General features: G+C 72.3%; 28 protein-coding genes. 17 read left to right on the top strand and 11 right to left on the bottom strand.

All coding sequences use genetic code 11. The features are described from left to right. Positions 1-62 precede the first annotated feature (62 nt). Positions 63-1,340, top strand: coding sequence for a porin (locus tag LOK46_RS12240; protein ID WP_273564003.1), 1,278 nt, complete (start codon positions 63-65; stop codon positions 1,338-1,340). A gap of 116 nt (positions 1,341-1,456) precedes the next feature. Here LOK46_RS12240 and LOK46_RS12245 read toward each other — a convergent pair whose 3' ends face one another. Further along, complete coding sequence (locus LOK46_RS12245) at positions 1,457-1,996, bottom strand: GNAT family N-acetyltransferase (RefSeq protein ID WP_273564004.1); 540 nt, start codon at positions 1,994-1,996, stop codon at positions 1,457-1,459. A 191-nt stretch (positions 1,997-2,187) separates the two neighbouring features. Here LOK46_RS12245 and LOK46_RS12250 point away from each other — a divergent pair, with 191 nt between their 5' ends. After that, positions 2,188-3,654: a peptidoglycan DD-metalloendopeptidase family protein gene (locus tag LOK46_RS12250; protein ID WP_273564005.1), complete on the top strand. Its 1,467-nt coding sequence runs from the start codon at positions 2,188-2,190 to the stop codon at positions 3,652-3,654. 145 nt (positions 3,655-3,799) lie between these two features. Here LOK46_RS12250 and LOK46_RS12255 read toward each other — a convergent pair whose 3' ends face one another. Together LOK46_RS12255 and LOK46_RS12260 are read right to left on the bottom strand one after the other, a co-directional pair. After that, positions 3,800-4,141, bottom strand: coding sequence for a YidB family protein (locus LOK46_RS12255; RefSeq protein WP_273564006.1), 342 nt, complete (start codon positions 4,139-4,141; stop codon positions 3,800-3,802). Positions 4,142-4,575: 434 nt separating this feature from the next. Further along, positions 4,576-4,968 (bottom strand): YidB family protein, encoded by a 393-nt coding sequence (locus LOK46_RS12260; RefSeq protein WP_273564007.1) that lies wholly within the window; start codon positions 4,966-4,968, stop codon positions 4,576-4,578. A gap of 126 nt (positions 4,969-5,094) precedes the next feature. Here LOK46_RS12260 and LOK46_RS12265 point away from each other — a divergent pair, with 126 nt between their 5' ends. The 6 genes from LOK46_RS12265 to LOK46_RS12290 all read left to right on the top strand — a co-directional run bounded on the left by LOK46_RS12265 (position 5,095) and on the right by LOK46_RS12290 (position 10,522). Next, positions 5,095-5,976 carry an alpha/beta fold hydrolase gene (locus LOK46_RS12265; RefSeq protein WP_273564008.1) on the top strand — a complete coding sequence of 294 codons (882 nt, stop codon included), beginning with the start codon at positions 5,095-5,097 and terminating at the stop codon, positions 5,974-5,976. A gap of 131 nt (positions 5,977-6,107) precedes the next feature. Then, positions 6,108-6,440: a preprotein translocase subunit YajC gene (gene yajC, locus LOK46_RS12270; protein ID WP_273564009.1), complete on the top strand. Its 333-nt coding sequence runs from the start codon at positions 6,108-6,110 to the stop codon at positions 6,438-6,440. Between the two features lie 56 nt (positions 6,441-6,496). Further along, positions 6,497-8,101 carry a protein translocase subunit SecD gene (secD, locus tag LOK46_RS12275; RefSeq protein ID WP_273564010.1) on the top strand — a complete coding sequence of 535 codons (1,605 nt, stop codon included), beginning with the start codon at positions 6,497-6,499 and terminating at the stop codon, positions 8,099-8,101. Positions 8,102-8,290: 189 nt separating this feature from the next. Next, complete coding sequence (secF, locus tag LOK46_RS12280) at positions 8,291-9,232, top strand: protein translocase subunit SecF (protein WP_273564011.1); 942 nt, start codon at positions 8,291-8,293, stop codon at positions 9,230-9,232. A gap of 13 nt (positions 9,233-9,245) precedes the next feature. Then, on the top strand, positions 9,246-9,644 hold the full coding sequence (locus tag LOK46_RS12285) for an Mth938-like domain-containing protein (RefSeq protein WP_273564012.1): 399 nt from the start codon (positions 9,246-9,248) through the stop codon (positions 9,642-9,644). Then, positions 9,644-10,522, top strand: coding sequence for a phytoene/squalene synthase family protein (locus LOK46_RS12290; RefSeq protein WP_273564013.1), 879 nt, complete (start codon positions 9,644-9,646; stop codon positions 10,520-10,522). Before LOK46_RS12285 ends, LOK46_RS12290 begins: the two co-directional genes overlap by 1 nt. Positions 10,523-10,556: 34 nt before the next feature. Here LOK46_RS12290 and LOK46_RS12295 read toward each other — a convergent pair whose 3' ends face one another. The 5 genes from LOK46_RS12295 to LOK46_RS12315 all read right to left on the bottom strand — a co-directional run bounded on the left by LOK46_RS12295 (position 10,557) and on the right by LOK46_RS12315 (position 14,300). Then, positions 10,557-11,204 carry a protein-L-isoaspartate O-methyltransferase family protein gene (locus LOK46_RS12295; RefSeq protein WP_273564014.1) on the bottom strand — a complete coding sequence of 216 codons (648 nt, stop codon included), beginning with the start codon at positions 11,202-11,204 and terminating at the stop codon, positions 10,557-10,559. Further along, positions 11,201-11,965 carry a 5'/3'-nucleotidase SurE gene (gene surE / locus LOK46_RS12300; RefSeq protein ID WP_273564015.1) on the bottom strand — a complete coding sequence of 255 codons (765 nt, stop codon included), beginning with the start codon at positions 11,963-11,965 and terminating at the stop codon, positions 11,201-11,203. The genes LOK46_RS12295 and surE overlap by 4 nt, the downstream gene beginning before the upstream one ends. After that, positions 11,965-13,311, bottom strand: coding sequence for a serine--tRNA ligase (serS, locus tag LOK46_RS12305; RefSeq protein ID WP_273564016.1), 1,347 nt, complete (start codon positions 13,309-13,311; stop codon positions 11,965-11,967). Before serS ends, surE begins: the two co-directional genes overlap by 1 nt. 100 nt (positions 13,312-13,411) lie before the next feature. Continuing rightward, complete coding sequence (locus LOK46_RS12310) at positions 13,412-13,777, bottom strand: YybH family protein (RefSeq protein ID WP_273564017.1); 366 nt, start codon at positions 13,775-13,777, stop codon at positions 13,412-13,414. Positions 13,778-13,856: 79 nt separating this feature from the next. Beyond that, positions 13,857-14,300 carry an OsmC family protein gene (locus LOK46_RS12315; protein WP_091979120.1) on the bottom strand — a complete coding sequence of 148 codons (444 nt, stop codon included), beginning with the start codon at positions 14,298-14,300 and terminating at the stop codon, positions 13,857-13,859. 167 nt (positions 14,301-14,467) lie between these two features. Here LOK46_RS12315 and LOK46_RS12320 point away from each other — a divergent pair, with 167 nt between their 5' ends. Further along, positions 14,468-15,343, top strand: a complete 876-nt coding sequence (locus LOK46_RS12320) for an ATP-binding protein (protein WP_273564018.1) — start codon at positions 14,468-14,470, stop codon at positions 15,341-15,343. A gap of 234 nt (positions 15,344-15,577) precedes the next feature. On the opposite strand, the gene dut is transcribed toward LOK46_RS12320, so the two are convergent. Then, positions 15,578-16,048, bottom strand: a complete 471-nt coding sequence (gene dut / locus LOK46_RS12325) for a dUTP diphosphatase (protein WP_273564019.1) — start codon at positions 16,046-16,048, stop codon at positions 15,578-15,580. Next, positions 16,045-16,926 carry an HpcH/HpaI aldolase/citrate lyase family protein gene (locus tag LOK46_RS12330; RefSeq protein ID WP_273564020.1) on the bottom strand — a complete coding sequence of 294 codons (882 nt, stop codon included), beginning with the start codon at positions 16,924-16,926 and terminating at the stop codon, positions 16,045-16,047. The genes dut and LOK46_RS12330 overlap by 4 nt, the downstream gene beginning before the upstream one ends. Before the next feature lie 126 nt (positions 16,927-17,052). On the opposite strand from LOK46_RS12330, the gene LOK46_RS12335 reads away from it, so the two are divergent. From LOK46_RS12335 to LOK46_RS12345, 3 genes are all read left to right on the top strand, one after another. Continuing rightward, positions 17,053-17,796: a DUF429 domain-containing protein gene (locus LOK46_RS12335; protein ID WP_273564021.1), complete on the top strand. Its 744-nt coding sequence runs from the start codon at positions 17,053-17,055 to the stop codon at positions 17,794-17,796. Positions 17,797-17,908: 112 nt separating this feature from the next. Beyond that, a complete protein-coding gene (locus tag LOK46_RS12340; protein WP_273564022.1) occupies positions 17,909-18,424 on the top strand; it encodes an NUDIX hydrolase in 516 nt (171 codons plus the stop codon). Positions 18,425-18,468: 44 nt separating this feature from the next. Next, positions 18,469-19,134 carry a carbonic anhydrase gene (locus tag LOK46_RS12345; RefSeq protein ID WP_024830057.1) on the top strand — a complete coding sequence of 222 codons (666 nt, stop codon included), beginning with the start codon at positions 18,469-18,471 and terminating at the stop codon, positions 19,132-19,134. Between the two features lie 218 nt (positions 19,135-19,352). Here LOK46_RS12345 and LOK46_RS12350 read toward each other — a convergent pair whose 3' ends face one another. Beyond that, positions 19,353-20,054: a DUF4142 domain-containing protein gene (locus LOK46_RS12350; RefSeq protein ID WP_273564023.1), complete on the bottom strand. Its 702-nt coding sequence runs from the start codon at positions 20,052-20,054 to the stop codon at positions 19,353-19,355. A gap of 316 nt (positions 20,055-20,370) precedes the next feature. On the opposite strand from LOK46_RS12350, the gene LOK46_RS12355 reads away from it, so the two are divergent. From LOK46_RS12355 to nudC, 5 genes are all read left to right on the top strand, one after another. Next, complete coding sequence (locus LOK46_RS12355; protein ID WP_273564024.1) at positions 20,371-21,519, top strand: acyltransferase family protein; 1,149 nt, start codon at positions 20,371-20,373, stop codon at positions 21,517-21,519. Positions 21,520-21,546: 27 nt separating this feature from the next. Beyond that, a complete protein-coding gene (locus tag LOK46_RS12360) occupies positions 21,547-22,410 on the top strand; it encodes a universal stress protein (RefSeq protein ID WP_273564025.1) in 864 nt (287 codons plus the stop codon). Between the two features lie 143 nt (positions 22,411-22,553). Next, positions 22,554-23,147 carry a hypothetical protein gene (locus LOK46_RS12365; RefSeq protein WP_273564026.1) on the top strand — a complete coding sequence of 198 codons (594 nt, stop codon included), beginning with the start codon at positions 22,554-22,556 and terminating at the stop codon, positions 23,145-23,147. 81 nt (positions 23,148-23,228) lie between these two features. Then, positions 23,229-23,648: an HIT domain-containing protein gene (locus LOK46_RS12370; RefSeq protein WP_273564027.1), complete on the top strand. Its 420-nt coding sequence runs from the start codon at positions 23,229-23,231 to the stop codon at positions 23,646-23,648. A 7-nt stretch (positions 23,649-23,655) separates the two neighbouring features. After that, positions 23,656-24,558, top strand: a complete 903-nt coding sequence (gene nudC / locus LOK46_RS12375; RefSeq protein WP_273564028.1) for an NAD(+) diphosphatase — start codon at positions 23,656-23,658, stop codon at positions 24,556-24,558. The last annotated feature ends 101 nt before the right edge of the window (positions 24,559-24,659 follow it).

A 24,659-nucleotide genomic window follows, 5' to 3' on the forward strand; every position in this document is an offset into this window, starting at 1 on the left:
TTGTGTCAATCGCATCGCGATGTCAGCTTGGCCGTCGACGAACCCGAACGAGCTGCGACACCATGCTGAAGCGATCCACCCTGGCGGGCCTGGCCACCGTGCTGCTGTCCTCGACCAGCATCCTCGCGGCCGACCTGTCGGCCCCGGCGCCGGTTCCGGTCGCGCCGCCCGCCGAGCCCTGCAAGGCCACGCTCCTCGGCCCGGCCTACGGCGGCGTGATCAAGGCCAATCCGAACCCGAGCTGCTTCTCGGCCGGACCGCTCGGCGACCTCTACGTGGGCGGCGCCATCACCGGCTACGGCTACACCCAGTCGAACCCGTTCGCGTCGTTCTCGACCCCGGCGGCGCCCAATGACCGCGACCGCTCGGCCCGGTTCGACTTCTCGAACGTCCAGGGCATCATCCAGAAGCCCGAGGGCGCGTTCCAGTTCTACATCCAGGCCGGCGGCTACTCGATCCCGCAGCTCGGCTTCCCCACGCTCAGCACCTTCACCCAGACCGACCTGCTGTTCGGCCCGGTCCCGGTCGCCTACGGCAAGATCCAGATCAACGATGAATGGTCGGTCCAGGGTGGCCGGATGTTCACCATGATCGGCACCGAGCTGCTGTTCACCTATCAGAACCTGAACATCAACCGCGGCCTCCTGTTCGTGCAGGAGAACTTCATCAACCAGGGCGTGCAGGTCAACTACAGCAGCGGCCCGCTCTCGGTGTCGGTCGCCGGTACGGACGGGTTCTTCTCCAACGAGATCACGTGGTTCACCGGGAACGTCGCCTACAAGCTCGACGACTACAACACGATCGGCGTCAACGGCGGCCTGAACCTCGGCCGGACCAACGCCCTCGACCGCAGCCCGCGCTACCAGTTCGCGACGCCGAACCTCCAGCAGAACAGCGGCATCTTCAACATCAACTACACCTACGCGAACGGTCCGTGGATCATCTCGCCGTACTTCCAGTTCACCAACGTCGAGCGTGACCTGCGCGTCGGCATCGCCAACTCGGCCTCGACCTACGGCGGCGCGCTGCTGGCGGCCTACTCGTTCACCGACAACTTCGCCCTGGCCGGCCGCGTCGAGTACACCGAGCAGACGGGCGTCCGCGGGTCGGGCGGGACCAACCTGCTGGGCTTCGGCGCGGGCAGCAACGCCTTCTCGGTGACCGTCACCCCGACCTTCACCTTCGACCGCTACTTCTTCCGGGTGGAGTACGCCCACGTCGAGCTCGGCGGGATCACCCGCGGCAACATCGCGGAGGGCACGCTGGGCACCGGCTTCGGCCGCACCGGCAACCGCACCTCACAGGACCGCTACATGGTCGAGACCGGCATCACCTTCTGATCGGACCGCCCGGTCCGGTTCAGGAAACCGGTCGTCCTCGAGCCCCCGGCCTCCGGTCCGGGGGCTTTCTCGTGGGCGCGCGCCGTCGGGTCACAACCCGATCCGATCCCCGGGCGTCAGTTCCGCCTGAGCAGGCGCCGACCCGGCCGGTGCCCCTCCTCGCCGGTGTCGCGGAAGCCGAGCTTCTCCAGCAGGCCCCAGGAGGCGACGTTCGCGGGACGGCACTCCGCCACGACGAGGCGCGCCGGGAAGCGCGCGCCGAGAAGCCCGAGGATCGCCGAGACGGCCTCGTAGGCGAATCCGCGCCCGCGGGCGGCACCGCCGACCCAGTACCCGATCTCGATCGTGCCGGCGCCGCGCAGATGCGTGCCGAAGACGCCGACGAGCGCGCCGCCGGCCGAATCGGCCGCGCCGTCCCGCGTCCAGGCGCCGAGAAAGCAGTCCCGGCCCCGCGCGCCGCTGCGAATCAGGTCCTCGGCATCCTGCAGGGTGAACGGCGTCGGCAGGAAATCCACCGCCGCGGTGATCGCCGGATCGTCGGTGAGCGCGCGGACGGCCGGCGCGTCCGCGGGCCGGAGGGCGGCGATCGCGAGACGCGCCGTCTCGATCGTCGGCAGGTCGACCAGGGTGTCGCGCGCGCCGCGGATGGTAAACATGGATTCGATGTGGGGTGCCGGCCGGTTACGAAAAGGGACGATCCCGCAAGCGGGAATCATCCCCGGCACCGAGCGAAAACCTTGCACCCACCTTCGCTCGAGGGTCGCAGACATCCTGAACGGGAACGGTTGCTTAACCTGAATCCGTCTTCATTGGCGCATCAGGTTGCGTCAGGCAAACGGGTGCGTCGATGCGGGTGCGCGGTACGGGTCAGATGTTGCGGACGCTGTCGCGCGTCGCGCTCATCGGCATCATCGGCGGTGCGGCTGCCGCCTGTTCCTCGGACGCGTCGCGTCTGACCAACCCGTTCTCGAACCCGTTCGACTCGGAACCCTCCGCCACCGGCAGCCTGCCGGACGGGAGCCTCAAATCCGTCCCGCCGGTCCGGACGGGCCGCATCCAGTCGGAGGCGCTGGGCGCGCCCGCCGCCGCGCGGCCGTCCGCCGCCGCGACGCCGGTTCAGACCAACGCCGCCGCCCCCGCGACCCGCGTCGCCTCGACCGGCAAGGTCGGCTGGAGCGCCGAGGGCGGAACGCAGATCACCGTGTCGCGCAACGACAGCCTGAACCAGATGTCGACCCGCTTCGGCGTGCCCGCCTCGGCGATCCTGGCCGCCAACGGCCTGAGCAACGCGAACCAGATCACGCCCGGCCGCCAGATCGTGATCCCGGTCTACAACGCCTCCGGGCTGAACCCCGCCGCGTCCCCGATGACCGCCCGGCCGGCCCGGGCCGCCGAGGAGAAGCGCGAGGACGCCAAGCAGGTCGAGAACAAGATCGCGACCAAGCGCGAGGAGGCCAAGGAAGCCGCCAAGGAGGCCGCCCAGAAGCTGGCCGAGGCGAAGGCCGCCAAGGAGGCCGCGCAGAAAGCCGCCGCCGCCGAGAAGGAGGCGGAGCGCAAGGAGGCGCTCGCCCGCGACGCCGCCGCCCGCAAGGTCGCCGACGCCAAGACCCGCAAGGACGTCGCCCTGAAGGAGGGCGAGAAGCCGAAGCACGTGCGCCCCGGACAGGTCGCTAAGGCCGACGAGAAGAAGGCGGATCCGAAGGCCGAGGCCAGAGCGAAGGCCGAGGCGAAGGCTCAGGAGGCCAAGGCCGAGGCGAAGGCCGCCGCGAAGGCGGAGGCCACCCAGAAGCTCGCCGAGGCGAAGGCCGCCAAGGAGGCCGCCCAGAAGGCCGCCGCCGCCGAGAAGGTCGAGAAGGTCGCCGCCAAGGAGGCGCCGAAGGCCGCCCCGGCCGCTGCCGCGCCGGCCAAGTCCGAGCCCGCCGCCACCGGCTCGGTGGCCGAGGCGGCGGAGAACTTCCGCTGGCCCGCCAAGGGTCGGGTGATCTCCGGCTACGGCACCTCCGGCAACGAGGGCATCAACATCGCCGTCCCGGAGGGCACCCCGGTCAAGGCCGCCGAGGAGGGCACGGTCGCCTACGCCGGGTCCGACGTGAAGGGCTACGGCAAGCTGGTCCTCGTGCGCCACGCCAACGGCTACGTCTCGGCCTACGCCCACAACGGCGAGATCGACGTGAAGCCCGGCGACAAGGTCAAGCGCGGCCAGACCATCGCGAAGTCCGGCGCCTCCGGCAACGTGACCTCGCCGCAGCTGCACTTCGAGATCCGCAAGGGCGGCGCGCCCGTGGACCCGATGTCCCAGCTCGCCAGCAACTGAGGCGAACGGCGCGACGCGGGGGCAAGACCGCGCCGGATGGAACGGGACGGCAAGACGCGGCGGCGGTCCCGGACGGGGCCGCCGTTTCGCGTTATCGTCCGCCGGTCGGCCGCGCCGCCCCGCCTCCGGACCTTCTCCGGCTGTCCTAGGACTTCGGCGCCTGCAGCGTCCCGTCGGGGCTGTGACGGTCGACGGTCTCGGGCAGGGCCTGCGCCAGGGTCGGGAACAGCTGGTCCATCGGGACGCCGAGCTTCTCCGCCATCTGGCGCACCTGCTCGTTGTCGAGGACCTTGCGCAGGTCGTCGGCCGTGATCGGCTCGTTCGGGCCGCGGCCGAGCCAGGAATTGACCTTGCTCTCGTAGCCGGAGCGCCGGAGCTGATCGAGCAGCGCGTTCAGGCCGCCGGGCAGCACCTGCTGGATCACGCCCGGTAGCGCCTTGAGCGCGATCTGCCCCAGCGAGCCGCCGAGAGTGTTGAGCAGACTCATGTGGACCCCCGTCGAATGATCGATCTCCGGGAGTCTAGGGCGATCTCCGCCAAGAGGGAGAGGCCGGCCGATCGCGGCGCGCCCGGGTGGGCCGCGAATTAGTCGACAGCGCCCGGTCTTCGGCCTGGAATTCCGGCCGGGACGTCGGTCCCCGGTCGGTTCTCATGAGATCCCTGGCGCCGTCATGCCTGCTCGCGGTCGCGTCCGTCGGCGCGGCGGTGTCGGACGTGGAGACGGTGCGCCCGGCCCAGGAGCGCCCTGTGGCGGATGGAGTCTTCGTCCGACCGCTCAACGGCGCGTACCGCCATTGCGGCGGCTCCTGCCTGAAGAGCGGCGCACTGTCGTGGTTAAGCCTCGCCAGGCAGAGTTGCCACCTGAGCGGCGCGACCGCGCCGCCGCGGATGACGTGCACCGTCCCGCGAGACCTTGAGCGATCAGCGGACCTGCGTGCTGAAATTCGGCTGCGGCTTCAGGGTGCCGTTCTCGCTCTGGCCGGCGACCGCCGCCGGCACGAACTCCGCCAGCACCGTGGGGACGCGCGCCTCCGGAACGCCGAGGTCGTAGGCGAGGCGCTCGGTCACGCCCTCCGGCAGGCAGGCCGCGATGGCGCTTTCCGGCACGGTCTGCCGCGCGCCCGAACCGAGCCAGGATCCCACCGCATCCCCGTGCCCGGTCTCCCGCAGGCGGTCGAGGAAGGCCGGGAGGCCGCCGGGATAGAACTTCGCCAGCGACAGCGCGAGCTTGCCGCTGCCGGTCTCCTCGAGGACCCGGTCGGCCGCTGCCACCACATCGCCGATCAGAGTCTTCGCACCGTCGAGCAGGCCCATGGTTCTCCACCGTCGCGCTTCTTCGTCGCAGCGTGAAGTCGGGCGCGAACCGGCGACGGCAAGCGCGTGCGGCAATTGCGCGGCGAACCCGCTAGGATCCCGGCGTCGCGAACCCGGGAGCCATCGATGAAGCGCGTGCGTGCCGGCGTCCTGGAGGTCGCCTATCTCGAATACGGTCCGGCCGACGGACCGCCGGCGGTGCTGCTCCACGGCTTCCCCTACGACGTCCACGCCTGCGCGTCCGCGGCCGCGCGGCTCGCCGCGGGCGGCGTGCGCTGCCTCGTGCCGTACTTGCGCGGCTACGGGCCGACGCGATTCCTGGATCCGGCCACGCCGCGCTCCGGCGAGCAGGCGGCGCTCGGGGCCGACCTGCTCGCCTTCCTCGACGCCCTCGACATCGGGAACGCCGTGCTCGCCGGCTACGATTGGGGCGGCCGGGCCGCCTGCGTGGTGGCGGCGCTCTGGCCGGACCGGGCCCGGGGCCTCGTCAGCTGCGGCGTCGGCTACAACATCCAGAACATCCCGGCCGCCGGGCGGCCGGTCGCGCCGGAGGCCGAGCACCGCCTCTGGTACCAGTACTACCTGCACGGTGAGCGCGGCCGCGCCGGCCTCGCCGACGACCGGGACGCCTTCTGCCGCCTGCTCTGGCAGCTCTGGTCGCCGACCTGGGCGTTCGACGCGGAGACCTTCGCGCAGACCGCCCGCGCCTTCGACAATCCCGATTTCGTCGACGTGGTGGTGCATTCCTACCGCCACCGCTTCGGCCTCGTGCCGAGCGATCCGGCGCTGGTCGGGATCGAGGCGCGGCTGGCGGCCCAGCCGGCGATCACGGTGCCGTCGATCGTGCTGCTCGGCGCCGATGACGGCGTCGGGCCGCCGCCCGCCACCGACACGGGCGCCCGCCATTTCACCGGCCCGTACCGGCGTGAGATCGTCGCGGGGGTCGGCCACAACTTTCCCCAGGAGGCGCCGGACGCCTTCGCGGCGGCGATCCGCGCCCTGCTGTGAGCGCGCCGCGGATGCCCGACGCTTCGGCGTTGCTTTCGGGAAGCCCCTGGCTATAGTCCGCGCGCTTTTCGACAGGTCTGCGGGCGCCACATCCGGCGGCAGGCCTGCGCACCATTCGCAGGAGACGCTCGTTGATCACCCCCGCCTTTGCGCAAGGGGCCGGTGCGGCCGCTGGCGGAGCGGAGATCGCCTTTCAGGTGGTCCCGTTCGTCCTGATCTTCGTGATCATGTACTTCCTGATCCTGCGACCGCAGCAGAAGCGGGTCAAGGACCACCAGGCGCTGCTCAAGTCCGTGCGCCGCGACGACACGGTCGTCACCAACGGCGGCCTCGTCGGCCGCGTGACCAAGGCTTCGGACGACCAGCCCGAGATCGAGGTCGAGATCGCCCCGAACGTTCGCGTGCGGGTGGTCCGGACGATGATCTCCGAGGTCCGCGCCAAGGGCACGGTGAAGGCCGCCTGATTTCCGGTTGAACCGGCCGGCGCCGTGCGCCGGCCCAAAAGAGAAAAAGACGGCCGATGCTGCGCTTCTCCCGTGCGAAGATCATCGCGACGCTGGGCTTGATCCTGGTGGGGCTGATGCTCGCCGTGCCGAGCTTCTTCTCGCCCGAGCAGCGCAAGAGCTTCGTCGCCAGCCTGCCCTCCTGGTTCCCCAGCTGGGTCGTGCCGACGCGCGCCATCGTGCTCGGCCTCGACCTGCAGGGCGGCTCGCAGCTCCTGCTCGAGGTGGACCAGAACGAGCTGATCGCTTCGCAGGCCAAGGCCCTGCGCGACGACGTGCGCCGCGTGCTCCAGCAGGAGAATGTCCGCGCCGACGGCGGCATCGGCCTGCTCCAGCGCGGCGTCCAGGTGAAGATCGACGACGCCGCCGCGCGGGCCAAGGTCCTGCCGAAGCTCCAGGAGCTGTCGCAGCCGATCACCACCTCGCTGGGCCAGACGGCGGCCCGCACCCTCGACATCGCCGAGCAGCCCGGCGGCGTGATCCGCCTGACCCTGACCGATGCCGGGATCACCGACCGGACTCGCCGGGCCGTGAGCCAGGGCATCGAGGTCATCCGGCGCCGCCTCGACTCCACCGGCACGACCGAGCCGTCGATCCAGCAGCAGGGCGCCGACCGGATCCTGATCCAGGTGCCGGGCGAGCAGAACCCGGAGCGCCTGGAGAGGCTGCTCGGCTCCACCGCCAAGCTCGAGTTCCGCATGCTCGCCGACAGCCCCTCGGGCGACGTCGACATGCTGCCCTCCAAGGACGAGAAGGGCGCCAAGGTCCCGGTCGAGCGCCGGGTGATGGCCGATGGCGGTGAGCTGACCGACGCGCAGCCGGCCTTCGACCAGCAGTCCCACGAGCCGATGGTGAGCTTCAAGTTCAACCTGCGCGGCGCGCAGCGCTTCGGTCAGGCCACCTCGGAGAATATCGGCCGGCGCATGGCGATCGTCCTCGACAACGAGGTCGTGTCGGCCCCCGTGATCCGCTCGGCGATCACCGGCGGCTCGGGCCAGATCACCGGCAACTTCACCGTGCAGCAGGCCAACGATCTCGCGGTCCTGCTGCGCGCCGGCGCGCTGCCCGCGAAGTTCACCGTGGTCGAGCGCCGCGTCGTCGGCCCGGGCCTCGGCCGCGACTCCATCGAGGCCGGCAAGCTCGCGACCCTGGTGGCGGCGGGCCTCGTGGTGGCCTTCATGTTCGCGACCTACGGGACCTTCGGCTTCATCGCCAACATCGCGCTGATCGTCCACGTCGGGCTGATCCTGGGCCTGATGTCGGTGCTGGAGGCGACCATGACACTCCCGGGCATCGCCGGCATCGTGCTCACCATCGGGACCGCGGTGGATTCGAACGTGCTGATCTACGAGCGCATGCGCGAGGAGAGCCATGCCGGCCGCTCGCTGATCTCGGCGCTGCAGGCGGGCTTCGACCGGGCCTTCGCCACCATCATCGACTCGAACTCGACCATGGCGATCGCCGCCCTGATCCTGTTCTTCCTCGGCTCGGGCCCCGTGAAGGGTTTCGCCGTGGTCTTCATCCTCGGCATCCTCACCACGGTCATCACGGCAGTGACGCTGACCCGGATGATGATCGCGGTGTGGTACAAGACCTTCCGGCCGAAGGCCCTGCCGTTCTGATTTTTTGGAGGGTCGACGAAGGAAGCGCGGGCGGCGCGACGGACCCCCTCACCCGTGCGGGAGAGAGTTGGGGTGAGGGTACGACCTATCTGGACAGGGCACCCCCTCACCCTGTCCCTCTCCCGCACGGGAGAGGGGACCCGCGCCCGCCCATCTTCGTCGCGACTGTCCGCGAATAGAGTATCGACCATGCGCCTGCTCCGCCTCTGGCCCGATGAATCGCATTTCGACTTCATGCGATTCCGGCGCCTCACCTTCCCGCTCTCGGCGCTGCTCTCGCTCGCGACCGTGGCGCTGTTCCTGACGATCGGCCTGAACTTCGGCATCGACTTCAAGGGCGGCACCCTGGTGGAGCTGCAGGCGAAGTCCGGTACCGCGGACGTGGCGTCGATCCGGCACACGGCCGCGGGCTTCGGCTTCGGCGAGCCGGAGGTGCAGGAGCTCGGCAACCAGGGCACCGTGCTGGTCCGCCTGCCGCTCCAGCCCGGCGAGCAGGGCCAGACCGCGGTGATGAACAAGGCGCACGCCGCCTTCGACAAGGATTACGATTTCCGCCGCACCGAGACCGTCGGCCCGCGCGTCTCCGGCGAGCTCGTCCAGTCCGGCACGCTCGGCGTCGTCCTGTCGGTCGTGGCGGTGCTGCTCTACCTCTGGTTCCGGTTCGAGCGGGAGCTGGCGCTCGGCGCCATCGTGGGCACCCTCCACGACATCGTGCTGACCGTCGGCGTGTTCATCATCAGCCGGATCGAGTTCAACATGACCTCGATCGCCGCGATCCTGACGATCGTCGGCTACTCGCTGAACGAGACCGTGGTGGTGTTCGACCGGACCCGCGAGCTGATGCGCCGCTACAAGACGATTCCCACCGTCGATCTGCTCAACCTGTCGATCAACTCGACCATGTCGCGCACGGTGATGACGTCGATCTCGTCCGCGCTGTCGCTGCTGGCGCTGGTGCTGTTCGGCGGCGAGGCGATCAAGGGCTTCGCCGTGGTGATGCTCTGCGGCGTCCTGATCTGCACCTACTCGGCGATCTTCGTCTCGACACCGGTGTTGATCTATCTGGGCCTGATGCTCTCGGGCGCCCGCGCGGCGTCGGAGCGGTCCGGCGTCCCGCAACCGGCGGAGTAGTCCCTTTCCCGAGATGGCCGATCAGCCAAGTCCGAAGAGCTTCGATTCCGGCTTCGTGCCGGGGCGCCACATCATCGACACCTACGGCAACGGCGGCTTCCGCTTCGCCGGGATGTCGCATCGCGGCTCGCTCCTGCTGCTGCCCTCCGGGGTCCGCGCCTGGGACGTGACGGACCCGCGGGGCATCGACCGCACGGCCCTGCGCCCGGTCCAGGCCGAGGCCGGCGGCGTCGAGCTGCTGCTGGTCGGGACCGGCCTCGACATCGCGGCGATCGACCCCGCGCTCCGGGGCTGGCTGAAGGATTTCGGCGTCGGCCTCGACGTGATGCAGACCGGCGCCGCGGCCCGGACCTACAACATTTTGGTGGCCGAGAACCGCAAGGTCGCGGCCGCGCTGATCGCGGTGGCCTGATGCCGGAGGTCGACGGCCAGACCGCCGAGACCGGGCTCGCCTTCGCGCAGTCCCATTGCGAGGGCCTCGTGCGGGCCGGCGACCCGGACCGCTACTACGCGACCCTGTTCGCCCCGGCCGCCGCCCGCCCGCACCTCTTCGCCCTCTACGCCTTCTCGTTGACCATCGCGCGGGTGCGCGAGGCCGTCTCGAACCCGATGGCCGGCGAGATCCGCCTGCAATGGTGGCGCGACGCCCTACAGGGTGAGGCGCGGGGCGACGTGCGCGCCAACCCGGTGGCAGCGGCCCTTGAAGAGGCGATCCGGGCGAACCGCCTCGGCCGCCAGCCCTTCGTCGACCTGATCGACGCCCGCGTCTTCGACCTCTACGAGGATCCGATGCCCCGGGTGAACGACCTGGAGGGGTATTGCGGCGAGACCGCCTCGGCGCTGTTCCGGCTGGCGAGCCTCGTGATCGGCAACGGCACCGAGCCGGGCGGCGCGGGCGCGGCCGGGCATGCCGGAGTGGCCTACGGGATCACCGGGCTCCTGCGCGCCCTGCCGTGGCACGCCCGCTCGGGCCAGGTCTACCTGCCGGCCGACATCCTCGGCCGCTACGGCGTCACCCGCGAGGACATCGTCACCGGCCGCGGCGGGCCGGGCCTGCGCAGGGCCTGCGCCGACCTGCGCGACCTCGCCCGGCAGCACCTGAAGGCCTTCGAGGCGGCGCGCCCGACCATCGCGCCCTCGGCGGGGGCGGCGTTCCTGCCCGTGGCACTGGTCGAACCCTACCTCGCCGCCATGGAGCGAGCCTCCTACGATCCGCTCAACACACTCGTCGAGCTTCCGCGCTGGCGCCGGCTGTGGCGTCTCTGGCGGGCGGCAAGGCGGGTGGGATAGCCGCGGCTTCGGCGTCTCTGCGGGCGGAGCGTTGTCAGAGCACGCGCGCCAGCCCCGGCACCAGCGCTGCGAGCCGCACCGGCGCACCCAGTTCCGGCTCGGCCTCCGGCGTCGCCAGCACCGCGACCCGGCAAACCCCGTCGCCGCTGAGGCCCGTCACCAGCCGTCCGCTAGGTTCGAGGGCCGCGCGCCAGTGCGGCGGGATCGCCGCGACGCTGCCGTGGACGAGGATGCGGTCGAAGCCGCCGTCCGGCAGGTCCGGGGCGAGCCCGTCCGCCCGGACGACATGCACCTCGGACAGGGCCGCGAGCCGCCGCGTCGCCGCCCCGGCCAGCGAGGTGTAGCGTTCCAGGCTGAGCACCGCCCCGGCGCCCAGCTGGGCGAGCAGCGCGGTCACGTAGCCCGAGCCCGTGCCGATCTCCAGGACGCGCTGGCCGGGCTCCAGCCGCAGCCGCGCCAGCATCAGCGCCACCGTGGACGGCGCCGTCATCGAGGCGCCGCAGGACAGCGGCAGGGCGATGTCGCGCCGCGCGTGCTCCCGATGCGGCGGCGGCGCGAAGGTGTCCCGCGGGACCTGCTCCATAGCCCGCAGCACCGCGGTGTCTCGCAGACCGCGGCCCCGGAGCGCCATCACGAAGGCCGCGTTGCCGGCAGCCGCCTCCAGGCTGCCCAGATCGATCACTCGGCGAAGGCCTGCGCGAAGCGCGTGAGCGTCGGCTCGTCGGTGAGGTCGAGGCGCAGGGGCGTCACCGAGATCCGCTTCTCGGCGATGGCCTTGAGATCGGAGCCGTGGCCCGGCTCGAACCGGGCCTTGGCGAAGGCCAGCCAGAAATACGGGTTGCCGCGCCCGTCGACCCGTGCGTCGATCGACAGCAGCGCCTGGTTGCGGAAGCCCTGCGCCGCCACGGCGATCCCCTGCACGTCGGCCGGTTCGCAGTCCGGGAAGTTCACGTTGACCAGGATGCCGGGCTCGATCCCGGTCTCCAGGATCTTGCGGACGACCTTCGCGCCGTGCGTCCGGGCGCAGTCCCACTTGAGCGCGCCGCGCCCGCCCGCGCCGTAGGCCTGGCTCAGCGCGATGGAGCGGATGCCGAGGATCGTCCCCTCCATGGCGGCCGCGATCGTGCCCGAATAGGTCACGTCCTCGGCGACGTTCTGGCCGCGGTTGACCCCCGACAGGACGAGGTCCGGCCCGTGATCGCCTAGGATGTGGCGCACGCCCAGGATCACGCAGTCCGACGGCGTGCCCTTCACGGCGAAGCGCTGCTCGGAGACCTGCCGCAGCCGCAGCGGGTCGTTGAGCGAGAGCGAGTGCGACACGCCGGACTGGTCGCTCTCCGGCGCCACGACCCAGACGTCGTCCGAGAGCTCCCGGGCGATCTCCTCCAGGGTACTGAGCCCCGGGGCGTGGATGCCGTCGTCGTTGGTGACCAGGATGCGCATCAGCGGGTGCCCTCGATCCGGTTGAGCCCGCCCATGTAGGGGTGGAGCACCGACGGGATCGTGATGCTGCCGTCCGGGTTCTGGTAGTTCTCCATCACGGCGATGAGCGCGCGGCCGACCGCGACGCCCGAGCCGTTGAGGGTGTGGACATAGGCCGGCTTCCCGTCCTTGCCCCGGTAGCGGGCGTTCATCCGCCGCGCCTGGAACTCGCCGCAGACCGAGCAGGACGAGATCTCGCGGTGGGTGCGCTGGCCCGGCACCCAGACCTCGATGTCGTAGGTCTTCTGGCTGGCGAAGCCCATGTCGCCGGTGCAGAGGGTCATCACCCGGTAGGGTAGATCGAGCTTCTTCAGCACCGCCTCGGCGCTGGTCAGCATCCGCTCGTGCTCGTTGGCGGATTCCTCCGGCGTCGTGATCGAGACCAGCTCGACCTTGCTGAACTGGTGCTGGCGCAACATGCCACGGGTGTCGCGCCCCGCAGCCCCGGCCTCGGCCCGGAAGCAGGGCGTCAGCGCGGTGAAGCGCAGGGGGAGTTCCTCCTCGCGGAGGATCGACTCGCGGACGAGGTTGGTCAGCGGCACCTCGGCGGTGGGGACGAGCCAGAAATGCTCGTCGCTGACCGGCCCGGAGTCCGCCCCGGCCTTCCCCTGCAGCGACTTGACGTAATCGAGGCCCTTGAAGACCGAGAACTGGTCGTCCTCGAACTTCGGCAGCTGCGCGGTGCCGAACATGGCGGCGTCGCGCACCAGCACCGGCGGCGCCACCTCCAAGTAGCCGTGCTCCTGCGTGTGCAGGTCGAGCATGAACTGGCCGAGCGCCCGTTCCAGCCGCGCGAGCTGGCCCTTCAGGACCACGAAGCGCGAGCCGGACAGCTTGGCGGCCGCCTCGAAATCCATCAGGCCGGCCGCCTCGCCGAGCTCGAAATGCTCCTTGCCCTCGGTCAGACGCTCGCGGGTCGCGGCGTGGCTGCGGTAGAGGACGTTGCCGTGCTCGTCCGCGCCCTCGGGGACGTCGGGCTTCGGCCGGTTCGGGATCGCGGCGAGGCGGTCGACCAGGGTCCTGTCGGCCGCGTCTTGCGCGGCCTTCAACTCCGGCTCGGCGCCCTTCAGGGCCGCGACCTCGGCCATCAGGGCGGCGGCCCGGTCCTCGTCCTTGGCCTTCTTGGCGCCGCCGATCTCCTTGGCCAGCGCGTTGCGCCGCTCCTGGTTGGCCTGCGCGGCCGAGACCGACGACTTCCGCGCCTCGTCGAGGGCGATCAGCTCGGCCGAGAGCGGCGCGAGGCCCCGGCGCTGGAGGTCGCGGTCGAAGGCGTCCGGGTTCTCCCGGATGGCGCGGATGTCGTGCATCGAGTCGGCTCGGGTCTTCTGCGCGGCGTCGAGCGCGCGGGCCCCGCTTTGCCGCATCGCGTCCGGTGGGACAAGCGCGCGGGAGGGTCCGAGGCGGCCCTCAGTCCTTCGGCGGCGCGAGCTTGAGCTGGTCGATCGCCCAGAGCCACGTGCCGTCCGGCTGCTCGCGGGCGACCTCCACCGAGAACGCGCCGTTGGGCAGCCGCGCGAAGGTCATGGCCAGCGCGCCGTTGCGCAGGGGCGGCGGCGTTTCCGGCGCCGGGAAGTCGGATTTGCGCGCCAGCAGGTCGGCGTAGAAGGTCCGGATCTCGGCGTGGCCCGTGGCGACGACGCGGCCCGCCGCCAGCACCGCGTCGGGCTCGTAGAGGGCGACGAGCCCCTCGACGTCGCCGGCATTGGCGCGCCGGTTGAACAGGGCGGCGAGCGCCTCGGGGGCGCGGGCGGGCTCTCGCGTCTGGTCCGTCATGGCGTCTCCTCAGTTCGGCCCTCGCGGCCGTTCGGTGCTGCGGCAATGCGCCGGTCGGCCGATCTTTCCATAGCGCGCGTCATTTCAGGCGCGTGCCGTCGCGGTCGGCCACCGACACGGCGACCGGGATCCCGGCCTTCACGCTCTCCGAGACGGTGCAGAACCGCTCGAACTGCTCCAGCACCCGGTCGATCCGCGGCATGTCGGCGGCGGCGGCCCCGAGCTGGATGTGGACGCCGATCCCGGTGACGCGCAGCCGCCCCTCGGCGTTGCGCTCCACCCGGCAGGACGCCTCGGCCGCGACGCCGCGCGCGTCCTGGCGGAACTTGCCGAGGGCGAAGACGAGGCTGGCGCAGAGGCAGTTCGCCACCCCGGAGATCAGGAGTTGCTCGGGGAACGGCCCGGTCCCGCCGCCGATCGGCGGCGCCTCGTCGGTGCGGAGCGCCGGCAGGGCGGCGCTGAAGTCGACGGTGAAGACGTAATCCGCGACCTGGGTGATCCGGATCGTCGGTTCCGCTTCCATCGATGCTCCCCGGCGGACGTGTCGGCGCGACCTGCCGGGAGTATCAACGCCCGATCCCGGTTCGCGTTCGCGAGGACCGCGCCATGCATCCGGAAACGGATGATTTCCCCGCATCTTCCCCGTAGAACCGGCCGCCCGACCGATCCGCACGCGAACCCCCCGATCCGATGACGAGCCCCGCGACCCTCGACACCCTGATGCCGCTCCTGGAGCGCATCGCCAATGCGCTGGAGCGGTCCGCGCCCGCCACCCCGCCGGCCTTCGACCCGAACGCCGCCGACGCCTTCCTGTGGGGGCCCGAGCGCCGCCTGACCCCGGTGCCGCAGGTCGCCCGGGTGGAGATGGCCCTGCTCACCGGCATCGACCGCGCGCGCGACACGCTGGTGGAGAACACCGAGCGCTTCGCCCGCGGCCTGCCGGCCAACAACGCCCTGCTGTGGGGCGCCCGCGGCATGGGCAAGTCCTCGCTGGTCAAGGCGGCCCACGCCGAGATCAACGCCCGCCGGCCCGCCGGCAGCCTGCCGATGAAGCTCGTGGAGATCCACCGCGAGGACATCGAGGCGCTGCCGGACCTGATGGCCCTGCTGCGGCCGGACCCGCACCGCTGGCTCGTCTACTGCGACGACCTCTCGTTCGACGCCGACGACACCTCGTACAAGTCGCTCAAGACGGCGCTCGACGGCGGCATCGAGGGGCGTCCTGGGAACGTGCTGTTCTACGCCACCTCGAACCGCCGGCACCTGCTCGCCCGCGACATGGTGGAGAACGAGCGCTCGACCGCGATCAACCCCGGCGAGGCCGTGGAGGAGAAGGTCTCGCTCTCGGACCGGTTCGGCCTCTGGCTCGGCTTCCACAAGTGCAGCCAGGACGAGTACCTGGCGATGATCCGCGCCTACGCCGACCGCTACGCCCTCGCCGTGCCGTCGGAGCAGCTGCGCGCCGAGTCCCTGGAATGGGCCACCACCCGCGGCTCGCGCTCGGGCCGGACCGCGTTCCAGTTCATCCAGGACCTGGCCGGGCGGCTCGGCAAGACGCTGGACTGAGGGGCAGCTCCAAGTCTTTGGTGTGACCCGATTCCCGGTGCTCGCGTCGGCCCCACCGTCTTTGCGAGCGGAGCGAAGCAATCCAGGCAGCGCCACGCCTGGCAATGTCGCGCTGCCCTGGGTCACTTCGCTCCGCTCGTGATGACGGATTGGCACACCCACCGAGGCCTCAATCGGAACCGGTCTGACGCCCTCTCCTGCGCCGGACCGGTATCCAGGTCGGCGGGAGGCGCGCTAACGCCCGCTCGACCCGAACCCGCCCGCGCCCCGCTCCGAGCCGGGGCCGGTCGCGCCCTCCAGCACGGTCAGCGCCGGCCGGGTGATCCGCGTGAAGACGAGCTGCGCGATCCGCTCGCCGGGCTCGATCCGCACGGGCTCGGACTCGTCGCGATTCCAGGCGGAGACCAGCAGCGGGCCCTCGTAATCCGCGTCGATCACGCCGGTGCCGTTGCCGAGCACGAGGCCCTCGCGGTGGCCGCGCCCCGAGCGGGGGAAGATCAGCCCGCACCAGGCGGGATCGCGGATCAGCACGCTGAACCCCGCCGGGATCAGGACCGGCCTCCCTCGGGGCTGCAGCTCCAGGGGCGCGTCGAGGCAGGCGTGCAGGTCGAGGCCGGCCGCGGCCGACGAGCCCCAGCGCGGGAAGCCCCAGCCCGGCAGGCGCGGGTCGAGCAGCCGCAGCCCGACCTCCGGCAGGTCGCTCACGCGGATATCCGCGCGATCGCCTCGGCCATGGCGAGCGTCCGCCGCGCCGCCTCGACGTGGAGGCGCTCGACCATCTTGCCGTCCACCGCGATGACCCCGCGCTCGCGGTTCTCCGGCGCGTCGAAGACGTCCATCAGCCGGCGCGCGTGCGCGATCTCCGCGGTGTCCGGCCCGAAGGCGGCGTTGGCCGGACCGATCTGGCTCGGGTGGATCAGCATCTTGCCGTCGAAGCCGAGGTCGCGGCCCTGCGCGCACTCGGCCTCGAACCCGGCCGCGTCGTTGAGGTCGGTGAAGACGCCGTCGATCGCCTCGATCTCGTAGGCCCGCGCGGCGGCCAGGACGTTCATCAGCCACGGCATCAGCGCGGCCCGGCCTGGCGGCCGGATCCGCGACGCCTTCAGCAGGTCGTTCGGGCCGATCACCAGGGCGCCGAGCCGCCCGTCCACGTCCCGGGCCGCGCCCGCGATCTCGGCGGCGTTGACCACCGCCATCGGCGTCTCGATCATCGCCCAGACCCGCGTCGCCAGCGGCGCGCCGAGCCGGCGCAGGCGGGAGCCCACGGCGATCAGCGCGTCGGAGGTCCGGACCTTCGGCACCAGGATCGCGTCCGGGGCGGCCGGCGCGAGCGCCACGAGGTCGGCCTCGCCCTCCTCGGTCTCGGGCGGGTTGATGCGGACCACGATCTCGCGCTGGCCGAAGCCCCGCGCGGCGACCGCGGCGGCGACCTGGGCGCGGGCCGCCGCCTTCGCGGCGGGGGCGGTGCCGTCCTCGAGGTCGATCAGGATCACGTCGGCGGGGAGCGACCGCGCCTTCTCCAGCGCCCGGGCGTTGGAGCCCGGCATCGCCAGCACGCTGCGACGGGGACGGATCTCGCTCATCACGCTTCTCCCGGGCCGGCGACGCCCTCGGCGACGCGGATAGCTTTCCGCGCGCATCCCGGCAAGAACGCCGGCAAGAACGTCCGGCGAGAACGGCGGCCGCGCGGACGGCGGCGGAGGAACGGCATGGCGCGCTGGATCGCGGGACTGGACGGCTGCCGCGGCGCCTGGGCGGGCGCGCTCCTCGACCTGGACGACCCCGACCGGCACCGCTGCGCCCTGTTCACGGACGTCGCCGCGCTCCTCGACGCGCCGGAGCGGCCCGCCATCGTCGGGATCGACGTGCCGATCGGGCTGCCCGAGCGGATCACCGGCGGCGGCCGCGCCGCCGACCGGGCCGCCCGCGCTCGGCTCGGGCCGGCCCGGGCGTCGGTGTTCCCGATGCCGCCCAGGAGCGCCGTCTACGCCCCCGACTACGCGGCCGCGAAGGCCGCCTCGCGGGCGGCGAGCGACCCGCCCTTCGCGCCGTCGATCCAGGGCTACAACATCTTCCGCTACGTCCGGGCGGTCGACGTGCTCCTGCGCGAGCGCCCGGAGGCGCGCGCGCGGCTCCACGAGGTCCATCCCGAGGTGGCCTTCCACGCCCTCAACGGCGGGCGGCCTCTCGGCCTGCCCAAGAAGGGCAGGCGCGCCCGCGAGGGGCTGGACCTCCGGCGGGCGCTCCTCGCGGCGGCCGGCCTGCCGGGCGCGCTGATCGGGTCGCGGGTGACGGGCGTCCCGGAAGACGACCATCTCGACGCCCTGGCCGCCCTGGTGGTGGCCCGCGAGATCCATCTCGGTCGGGCCGTGCCGCTGCCGGATCCGCCCGAGCGGGACGCGTTCGGGCTCCCCGTAGTGATCTGGGCGCCGGCGCTGCGCCCGCCTTCCTGAGCCGCCGGGCCCATCGCGGCTGGGCGCGCCGACGGGCCGCAACGTGCTGTTTTGCACGCTGGTGCGCGCGCGGCCGGTGTCCGTTCCCGGCGCGCGCGCTAGCTCTGGCTGCATGAGCGCCGCGAACCCCCTGCCCGTCCGTCACATCGCCCGCGCGATCGTGCTCGATCCGCGGGATCGGATCCTGCTGATCGCCTACACGTCGGTCCACGCGAGAGGGCCTGACGGGGAGCCGCTCCGGTTCTGGTTCATGCCCGGCGGCGGCCTGGAGCCCGGCGAGGACCACGTCACCGCCTGCCGCCGGGAGCTCGAAGAGGAGATCGGCCGCGGCGACGCCGCGATCGGCCCGCAGGTGGGGGCCTGCGACGGCCCGTTCCACCTGTTCCGGCAGGCGCGGGACGCCCGCGAGCGCTACTTCCTCGTCCGCCTGCCCGACGACCGGGTCGACACGAGCCGCCTCGCCGAGACCGAGGACAACCCGCTGATCGGGACGCGCTGGTGGCCGATCGACGAGCTGCGCGCCAGCGGCGAGCACGTCGAGCCGGCCGGCCTCGCCGATCTCGCGTCGGATCTCGCGCGCGGGACTATTCCGGCCCAGCCGCGCGTTCTTGCTTGGCGAGGACTTTGATTTCACTCCCGCTGTCGCGGATTTGTCTAACTGGAGACGACTTTATGTTCCCCGTCTACCTGACCGAAGGCTACCGGTCCTTCCTCCTCGATCGCTTCCCGACCGAGCGTCGGCGCTTCGCGCAGCTCGCCTCCACGCAGAATCCGGAGATCCTGGTCATCAGCTGCTGCGATAGCCGGGTTTCCCCGAGCGCGATCTTCAATGCCGGCCCGGGCGAGCTGTTCACGATCCGCAACGTCGCCAACCTCGTGCCGGTCTACCAGCCGGACGGCCAGTATCACGGCACCTCGGCGGCCCTGGAATTCGCCGTCCAGGCCCTGGAGGTGAAGCACATCGTCGTGCTCGGGCATGCCACCTGCGGCGGCATCAAGGCCTGGGCCAACAAGGCCAAGCCGCTCTCGCCCGGCGACTTCATCGGCAAGTGGGTCTCGCTCGTGGGTCAGGCCGAGGACAAGGCCGGCGATCCCGGCGCGCCGGACTACCTGACCAAGCTGGAGCACGCCGTGGTCGTCCAGAGCATGGAGAACCTGCTGACCTTCCCGTTCGTGAAGGAGCGGGTCGACGACGGACGCCTGGAGATCCACGGCGCGCATTTCGGCGTGGCCAGCGGCTCCCTGCTGGTGCGCGATCCGCAGTCCGGCGTGTTCAAGGCGCCGATCGACACGACCGGCCAGGCCGTCCGCTCCGTCGCCGCCATCGCGTGCGAGTGAGCGCCTAGCGCGAACGCTGAGATCCGGGGCCCGACCAATCGTGTCCCGGATCTGGACCGGCCGGCCCGCCGGGACGCGGCGCATCCGCGAAGGTCGACCATCCCGTCGGGTCTGCGCTCATCACGGCCGCGACAGACCCACCGACAAAAAAGGCGGCGGGCTCGCGCCCACCGCCTCTCGTTCGGCCCGGCCGAGGCCGGGCCGCGGGCGTTGCCGCCTTACATGGCGCCCGGGAGACGCTCGGCGTGCTGCAGGTGCATCTCCAGGGCCGGCAGGGCCTGCTGGGCGTAGTTGCGCAGCGCCGGGTTCGGGCCGCCCTGGGCGTAGGCCTGGGTCATCGCGATGGTCATCTGATGGGCCTGGATCTGCTGCGAGGCGTACAGCCGGTCGAAGCGCGCGCCGGCCGGAGCGGCCGACAGCTGGGCCAGCATCGCCTGCTGCTCGGGGTTCGGCGGGACGATCGTCGACGCGCCGGTAGCCGCCACGTCGCCGCGGCCGATCTGGCCGCCCGCGGCGGCGCCGCGCGCCGCGCCGGCACCCGCGCCCTCGAGGCCGCCGACCGGGCCGCCCGACAGGGTGCCGCCGACCACGCCGGTCGCCGCACCGACGCCAGCGCCCACGGCGCTGCCCGCCACCGCGATCGGCGCGGTGATCAGGCCGCCGAGGCCGGGATCGCCGGCGACGCCGTTCATCTGTCCGCCGGCCAGGGCCACGTTGGCGGCGCGGTGGTCACGGAGCACTTCCTGGGCGTAGGAGCGGATGCGCGGGTTGCGCGACTTGGACAGGGCGATCTGCGAGGACTGGATTTCGAAGGCGTTCGCCTGCATCGACTGCATGCGGAAGTCGTTGGCGCTCTGAGCCATGGCCGGGGTCGACAGCGCTAGGACGAGCGCGGACGCGGCAGCGTAGTTCTTCAGCATCGGGACCTCTGTTCGAAATGGACACGCGAACCGCGGAAGGACGCCGCATGCGCAGCACGGACGCCTTGGCTGACCACTCGGCGCCGGCGTGTTCGCGAATTGGTCCGTCAACGAGGTTATCGGCTTATGGTTCCTGCCGTTTTCGCCGCGAGAGCTACGGTTCCCGAGCCGAACTAATCCCGCGCGCCCGCCGCCGTTCCGGCGGATCCGACAGGGTGCCGGTCACGCTCCTTCGGGGATGCGAGCCCGGCCGCGGCCGGGTCACGCCGGCTGCGGCTTGCGTCGCGAATGGCGTCGCTGCGCGCGCGGGCGCCCCGTGATCCTCGTCGCCGTCCAGGTCCTGCGCGCCGCCGCCGCCCTCATGGTGGCGTGGCACCACGCGCGGCACGAGGCGGGGCTCCTCGCCGGCCGCGGCGCCGGCCCAGCGATCGACCCCGCGACGCTGCTGCCCTGGTGGGGCGGGGTCGACCTGTTCTTCGTGATCTCCGGCTTCGTCATCGTCCATGCCGGCGGCCGGCTCGCGGGTCGGCCGGGCGGACGCGTCCGTTTCCTCGGCCACCGGGTCGCCCGTGTGGTGCCCCTCTACTGGCTGGTGAGCCTGCTCTACCTCGTCCTCGCGCTCGCGCGGCCGGACCTTCTCGGCGAGGCGGCGGCGCTGGTGCGCGACCCGGCCGCCCTCGTCGCGAGCTTCCTGTTCTGGCCGGCGGCTCGCCCGGACGGCACCGTCCAGCCGCTCTACGGCCTCGGCTGGACCCTGAACTACGAGGCGGCCTTCTACGCACTCTTCGCCGCGGGCCTCGGCTTCGGGCGGCGCGGCGCCGTCGCGTGGCTGTGCGCGATCCTGGCCGGCCTCGTCGCCCTCGGCGCCCTCGTGCCGGGCCTGCCCGTGCCGCTCCGTTTCTGGTCGGACCCGATCGTGCTCGAGTTCGCCGCCGGGGCCGGTCTCGCCCTCGCCTGGGGCGCGGGATTCCGGCCCGCCCTCCCCGTGCGGGTCGGGCTCGCGGTGCTGGGGGTGCTCGGGCTGGCCCTGGCCGCGCGGGCGTTCGCGGGTCTCGGCGAGGCCGACGGGTTCCTGCGCCCGCTCCTCGTCGGCGGGCCGGCCGTCCTGCTGGTGGCCGCCGCGCTCGGGCCGGCCCGCGACGCGGCCGCGCTCGCGCGGCTGCCGTCCCCCGTGCGCGGGCTCGTCGGGCTCGGCGACGCGTCCTACGCCCTCTACCTCGTGCATCCGTTCGCGCTGCGCCTCGTGCGCGAAGTGCTGCTCCGGTTCGGCCTGGCCCCCGCCCTGCATCCCTGGGGCAGCATGGCGCTCATGCTCGCCGGCAGCGCCGCGGCCGCGCTCGTGGTCCACCGCCTCGTCGAGCAGCCCCTGACCCGGGCCCTCCGGCGGCGGCTCGACCCGGGCGCGCCGCAAAACCGTGTGCGCGCCGTGCCGGCCCCTGTTCCACCGGGCGGCCGGGCGGATTAGCCTCGCGTGCCCGAGGAGGAGGCCAGCATGAAGACCCTGCTCGTACCCGTCGCGATGCACGACGCCCTGCCCTCCGTCTTCGAGACGACGCGGCTGGCGGCGACGCGCTTCGGCAGTCTGATCGAGGGCGTGTCCCTGCGCCCGGCGCTGGCCGAGTACGTGCCGGTCGACATGGTCGGCGGCATGACGTGGCTGCGCGACGAGGAGGCCGACCGGGCCGAGGCTGAGGAGGCGGGCGGCCGCTTCATCGCCTTCATGGACGGCGCCGGTATCCCGCGGCACGCCCGCGACGGGCTCTGCATACCGGATCGCGTGCCGGATGCCGGCCCGCGCTACCGCTGGCGGCAGGACGTGCCCACCGGCGACGCGTTCCTGGGCCAGTACGCGCGGCTGTTCTCGGCCACGGTGGTCGGGCGCCCGGGCACGACCGACAACGCCCCGCGCATGACCACCTTCGAGACGGCCCTGTTCGAGAGCGGCCGGCCGATCCTGCTGGCGCCGCCCGCGGCACCGGCGAGCCTCGGCGAGGCGGTCGTCATCGCCTGGAACGGCTCGACCGAGACCGCCCGGGCGGTGGCCTTCGCGATGCCGTTCCTGCGGCGGGCCGAGCGGGTGCTCGTGCTCAGCGTCGAGGGCGGCATGGTGCCGGGCCCGACGGCGCAGGATCTCGCCCAGGCGCTGGCCTGCGAGGGCGTGGACGCGTCGCACCGGGCCCTGCCGGCCGGCCGGCGGGTGCCCGGCGAGACCTTCCTGGCGGAGGCGAGTGCCTTCGGCTGCGACCTCCTCATCAAGGGCGCCTACACCCAGAGCCGCCTGCGCCAGATGATCTTCGGCGGGGTCACCAGCCACGTCCTCGCCTACGCCGACATGCCGGTCCTGATGGCGCACTGAGCCCGCCGCGAACCCCACTGACGGGACACGGCACCGTCCTGCGAGCGCCGGGAACCGGGGCCGGTCCCCGGCGTTCGGGTCCCGCACCCGGACGGCACGCCCGACGGCTTGCCCTCTTCGAAAGGAGCCCCGTGACGAGCCCCGTGAGACGTCTCTTCCTCGCCGGTCTTCTGTCGATCGCAGCGATCCCCACCGCCCGCGCGGAGCCGACGACCGTCCGGTTCCGCGGCACCGTGGTCCGGGCCGACTCGGAGCGCCTGGAGATCCGCCGCGCCAGCGGCAGCACCCTGGCGGTGCAGATGGGCCCCCGGACCCGCATCTACGCGGTCAACGGCGCCAGCCTGCGGGCGATCAAGCCGGAGAGCTACGTCAGCATCCTCGGCGCGTCCGATTCCGAGCCGCGGCAAGCGAGCGCCGTGACCCTGTACTCGCCCTCCGAGCGCGGATTCGAGGCGGGTAGCCAGTCGTGGGACACCGGGCAGGGTGCGCGCCTCACCGCCGGGTGGGTCGCCGACCTGCAGCGGGGCGCGCCGATGCGCCTGACCGTCGCCTACAACGGCGGCCAATCGTCCTTCGCGATCCCCGACGGCACGCCGGTGACGCAGTTCTCGCCGGGCGAGAAGGCGATGCTTCAGCCGGGCGCCGCCGTGACGATCTTCGCGCGCTCCGGCGACGACGGCGAGCTGGTGGCCGGGACGATCGCGGTGGGCCGCCAGGGCGTCGTGCCGGGGCTCTGACCCGGCCGGCCGGGACGCTGCGTCACCGACGGCGCAGCAAACCCGCGCGCCGACGCGGAAGCTGCGCTACACCGGTCGGTGATGACCGAGTCCGCCTTCACCCTCGATCCGCGCCTCTCGGCCGACACGGCCGAAGTGGGCGACCTCGCCCTGTGCCGCGTGCTGCTGATGGACGACGCCCGGTTCCCGTGGCTGATCCTCGTGCCGCGCCGCCCGAACCTCACCGAGATCACCGACCTCTCCGAAACCGAGGCGGCGGCGCTCTGGCAGGAGATCCATCTCGCCACGGGGGTGATGCAGGCCCTGTCCAAGCCCGACAAGGTCAATATCGGCGCGCTCGGCAACGTGGTGTCGCAACTCCACGTCCACGTCGTCGGCCGCTTCCGGTCGGATCCCGCCTGGCCGGGGCCGGTCTGGGGGTTCGAGACGCGCAAGCCCTACCCGCTCCACGCCCGCGCCCAGCTCCTCGAGCGCGCCGGCGCCCTCTTCTCCGCGGCCTGACCCTGGCATGACCGATCCCCGCGACACCCTCGGCTTCGTCCGCAACCGCCTCGACCGCCACTCGGCCGAGCAGCCCGAGGAGGCGGTGCCCGCCTTCGACACGCCCGAGGCCCGCCTCGTGCTGATCTGCGGCGACCGGATCGTGCTGCGCGGAGAGACCGCGCTGATCGCGGTCGCGGAGGCGGCGGGTCTCGAGGGCGGGACGCGCATCTTCCTCGGGCACCGGGACGGGCGGCCGGTCTTCGCCGCCGCCGCGCCCGCCGAGGCCGCGGAGCGCTTCGCCGACGGGCCGACCCGCACCCTCGACCTCCGGTCGATCGCCACCGAAGCCGCCGTGGAGGCCGAGGAGCTCGGCCTGCTCGCCGTGGCCAAGTCGATGCTCGACTGGCACGCCCGCCACGGCTTCTGCGCCAATTGCGGAACCGCGACCGTGGCGCGGGCCGGCGGCTTCCGGCGCGAGTGCCCGAGCTGCAGCGCCCACCACTTCCCCCGGGTCGACCCGGTGGTGATCATGCTGGTGCGCCGGGGCGACACCTGCCTGCTCGGCCGCGGGCCGCATTTCCGGCCGCACATGTATTCCTGCCTCGCGGGCTTCCTGGAGCCCGGCGAGACGATCGAGGACGCGGTCCGCCGCGAGGTGTTCGAGGAGACGCGGATCCGTGTCGGCGCGGTCACCTACCGGACGTCGCAGCCCTGGCCGTTCCCGTCCTCGCTGATGCTCGGCTGCGCCGCCGAGGGCCTCGACGCGGCCATCGTCACCGATCCGAGCGAGCTGGAGGATGCGCGCTGGTTCACCCGGGCCGAGGTCGCGGCCATGCTGGCGGGGACGCATCCCGAGGGGATCCAGGCCCCGCCGCCCATGGCGATCGCCAATTACCTGATGCGCGCCTTCGTGGCCGGCGAGACCTGAGCCCCGGAGCGTCGATGACTCCGGCGCTGCCGTCCTCGCGAGCGGAGCGAAGCAATCCAGGCGGCGCTCCGCTGACCGATGTCGCGCTGCCCTGGATCACG

Origin of the sequence: Methylobacterium sp. NMS14P (assembly GCF_028583545.1) — a bacterium.
Classification (GTDB): domain Bacteria; phylum Pseudomonadota; class Alphaproteobacteria; order Rhizobiales; family Beijerinckiaceae; genus Methylobacterium.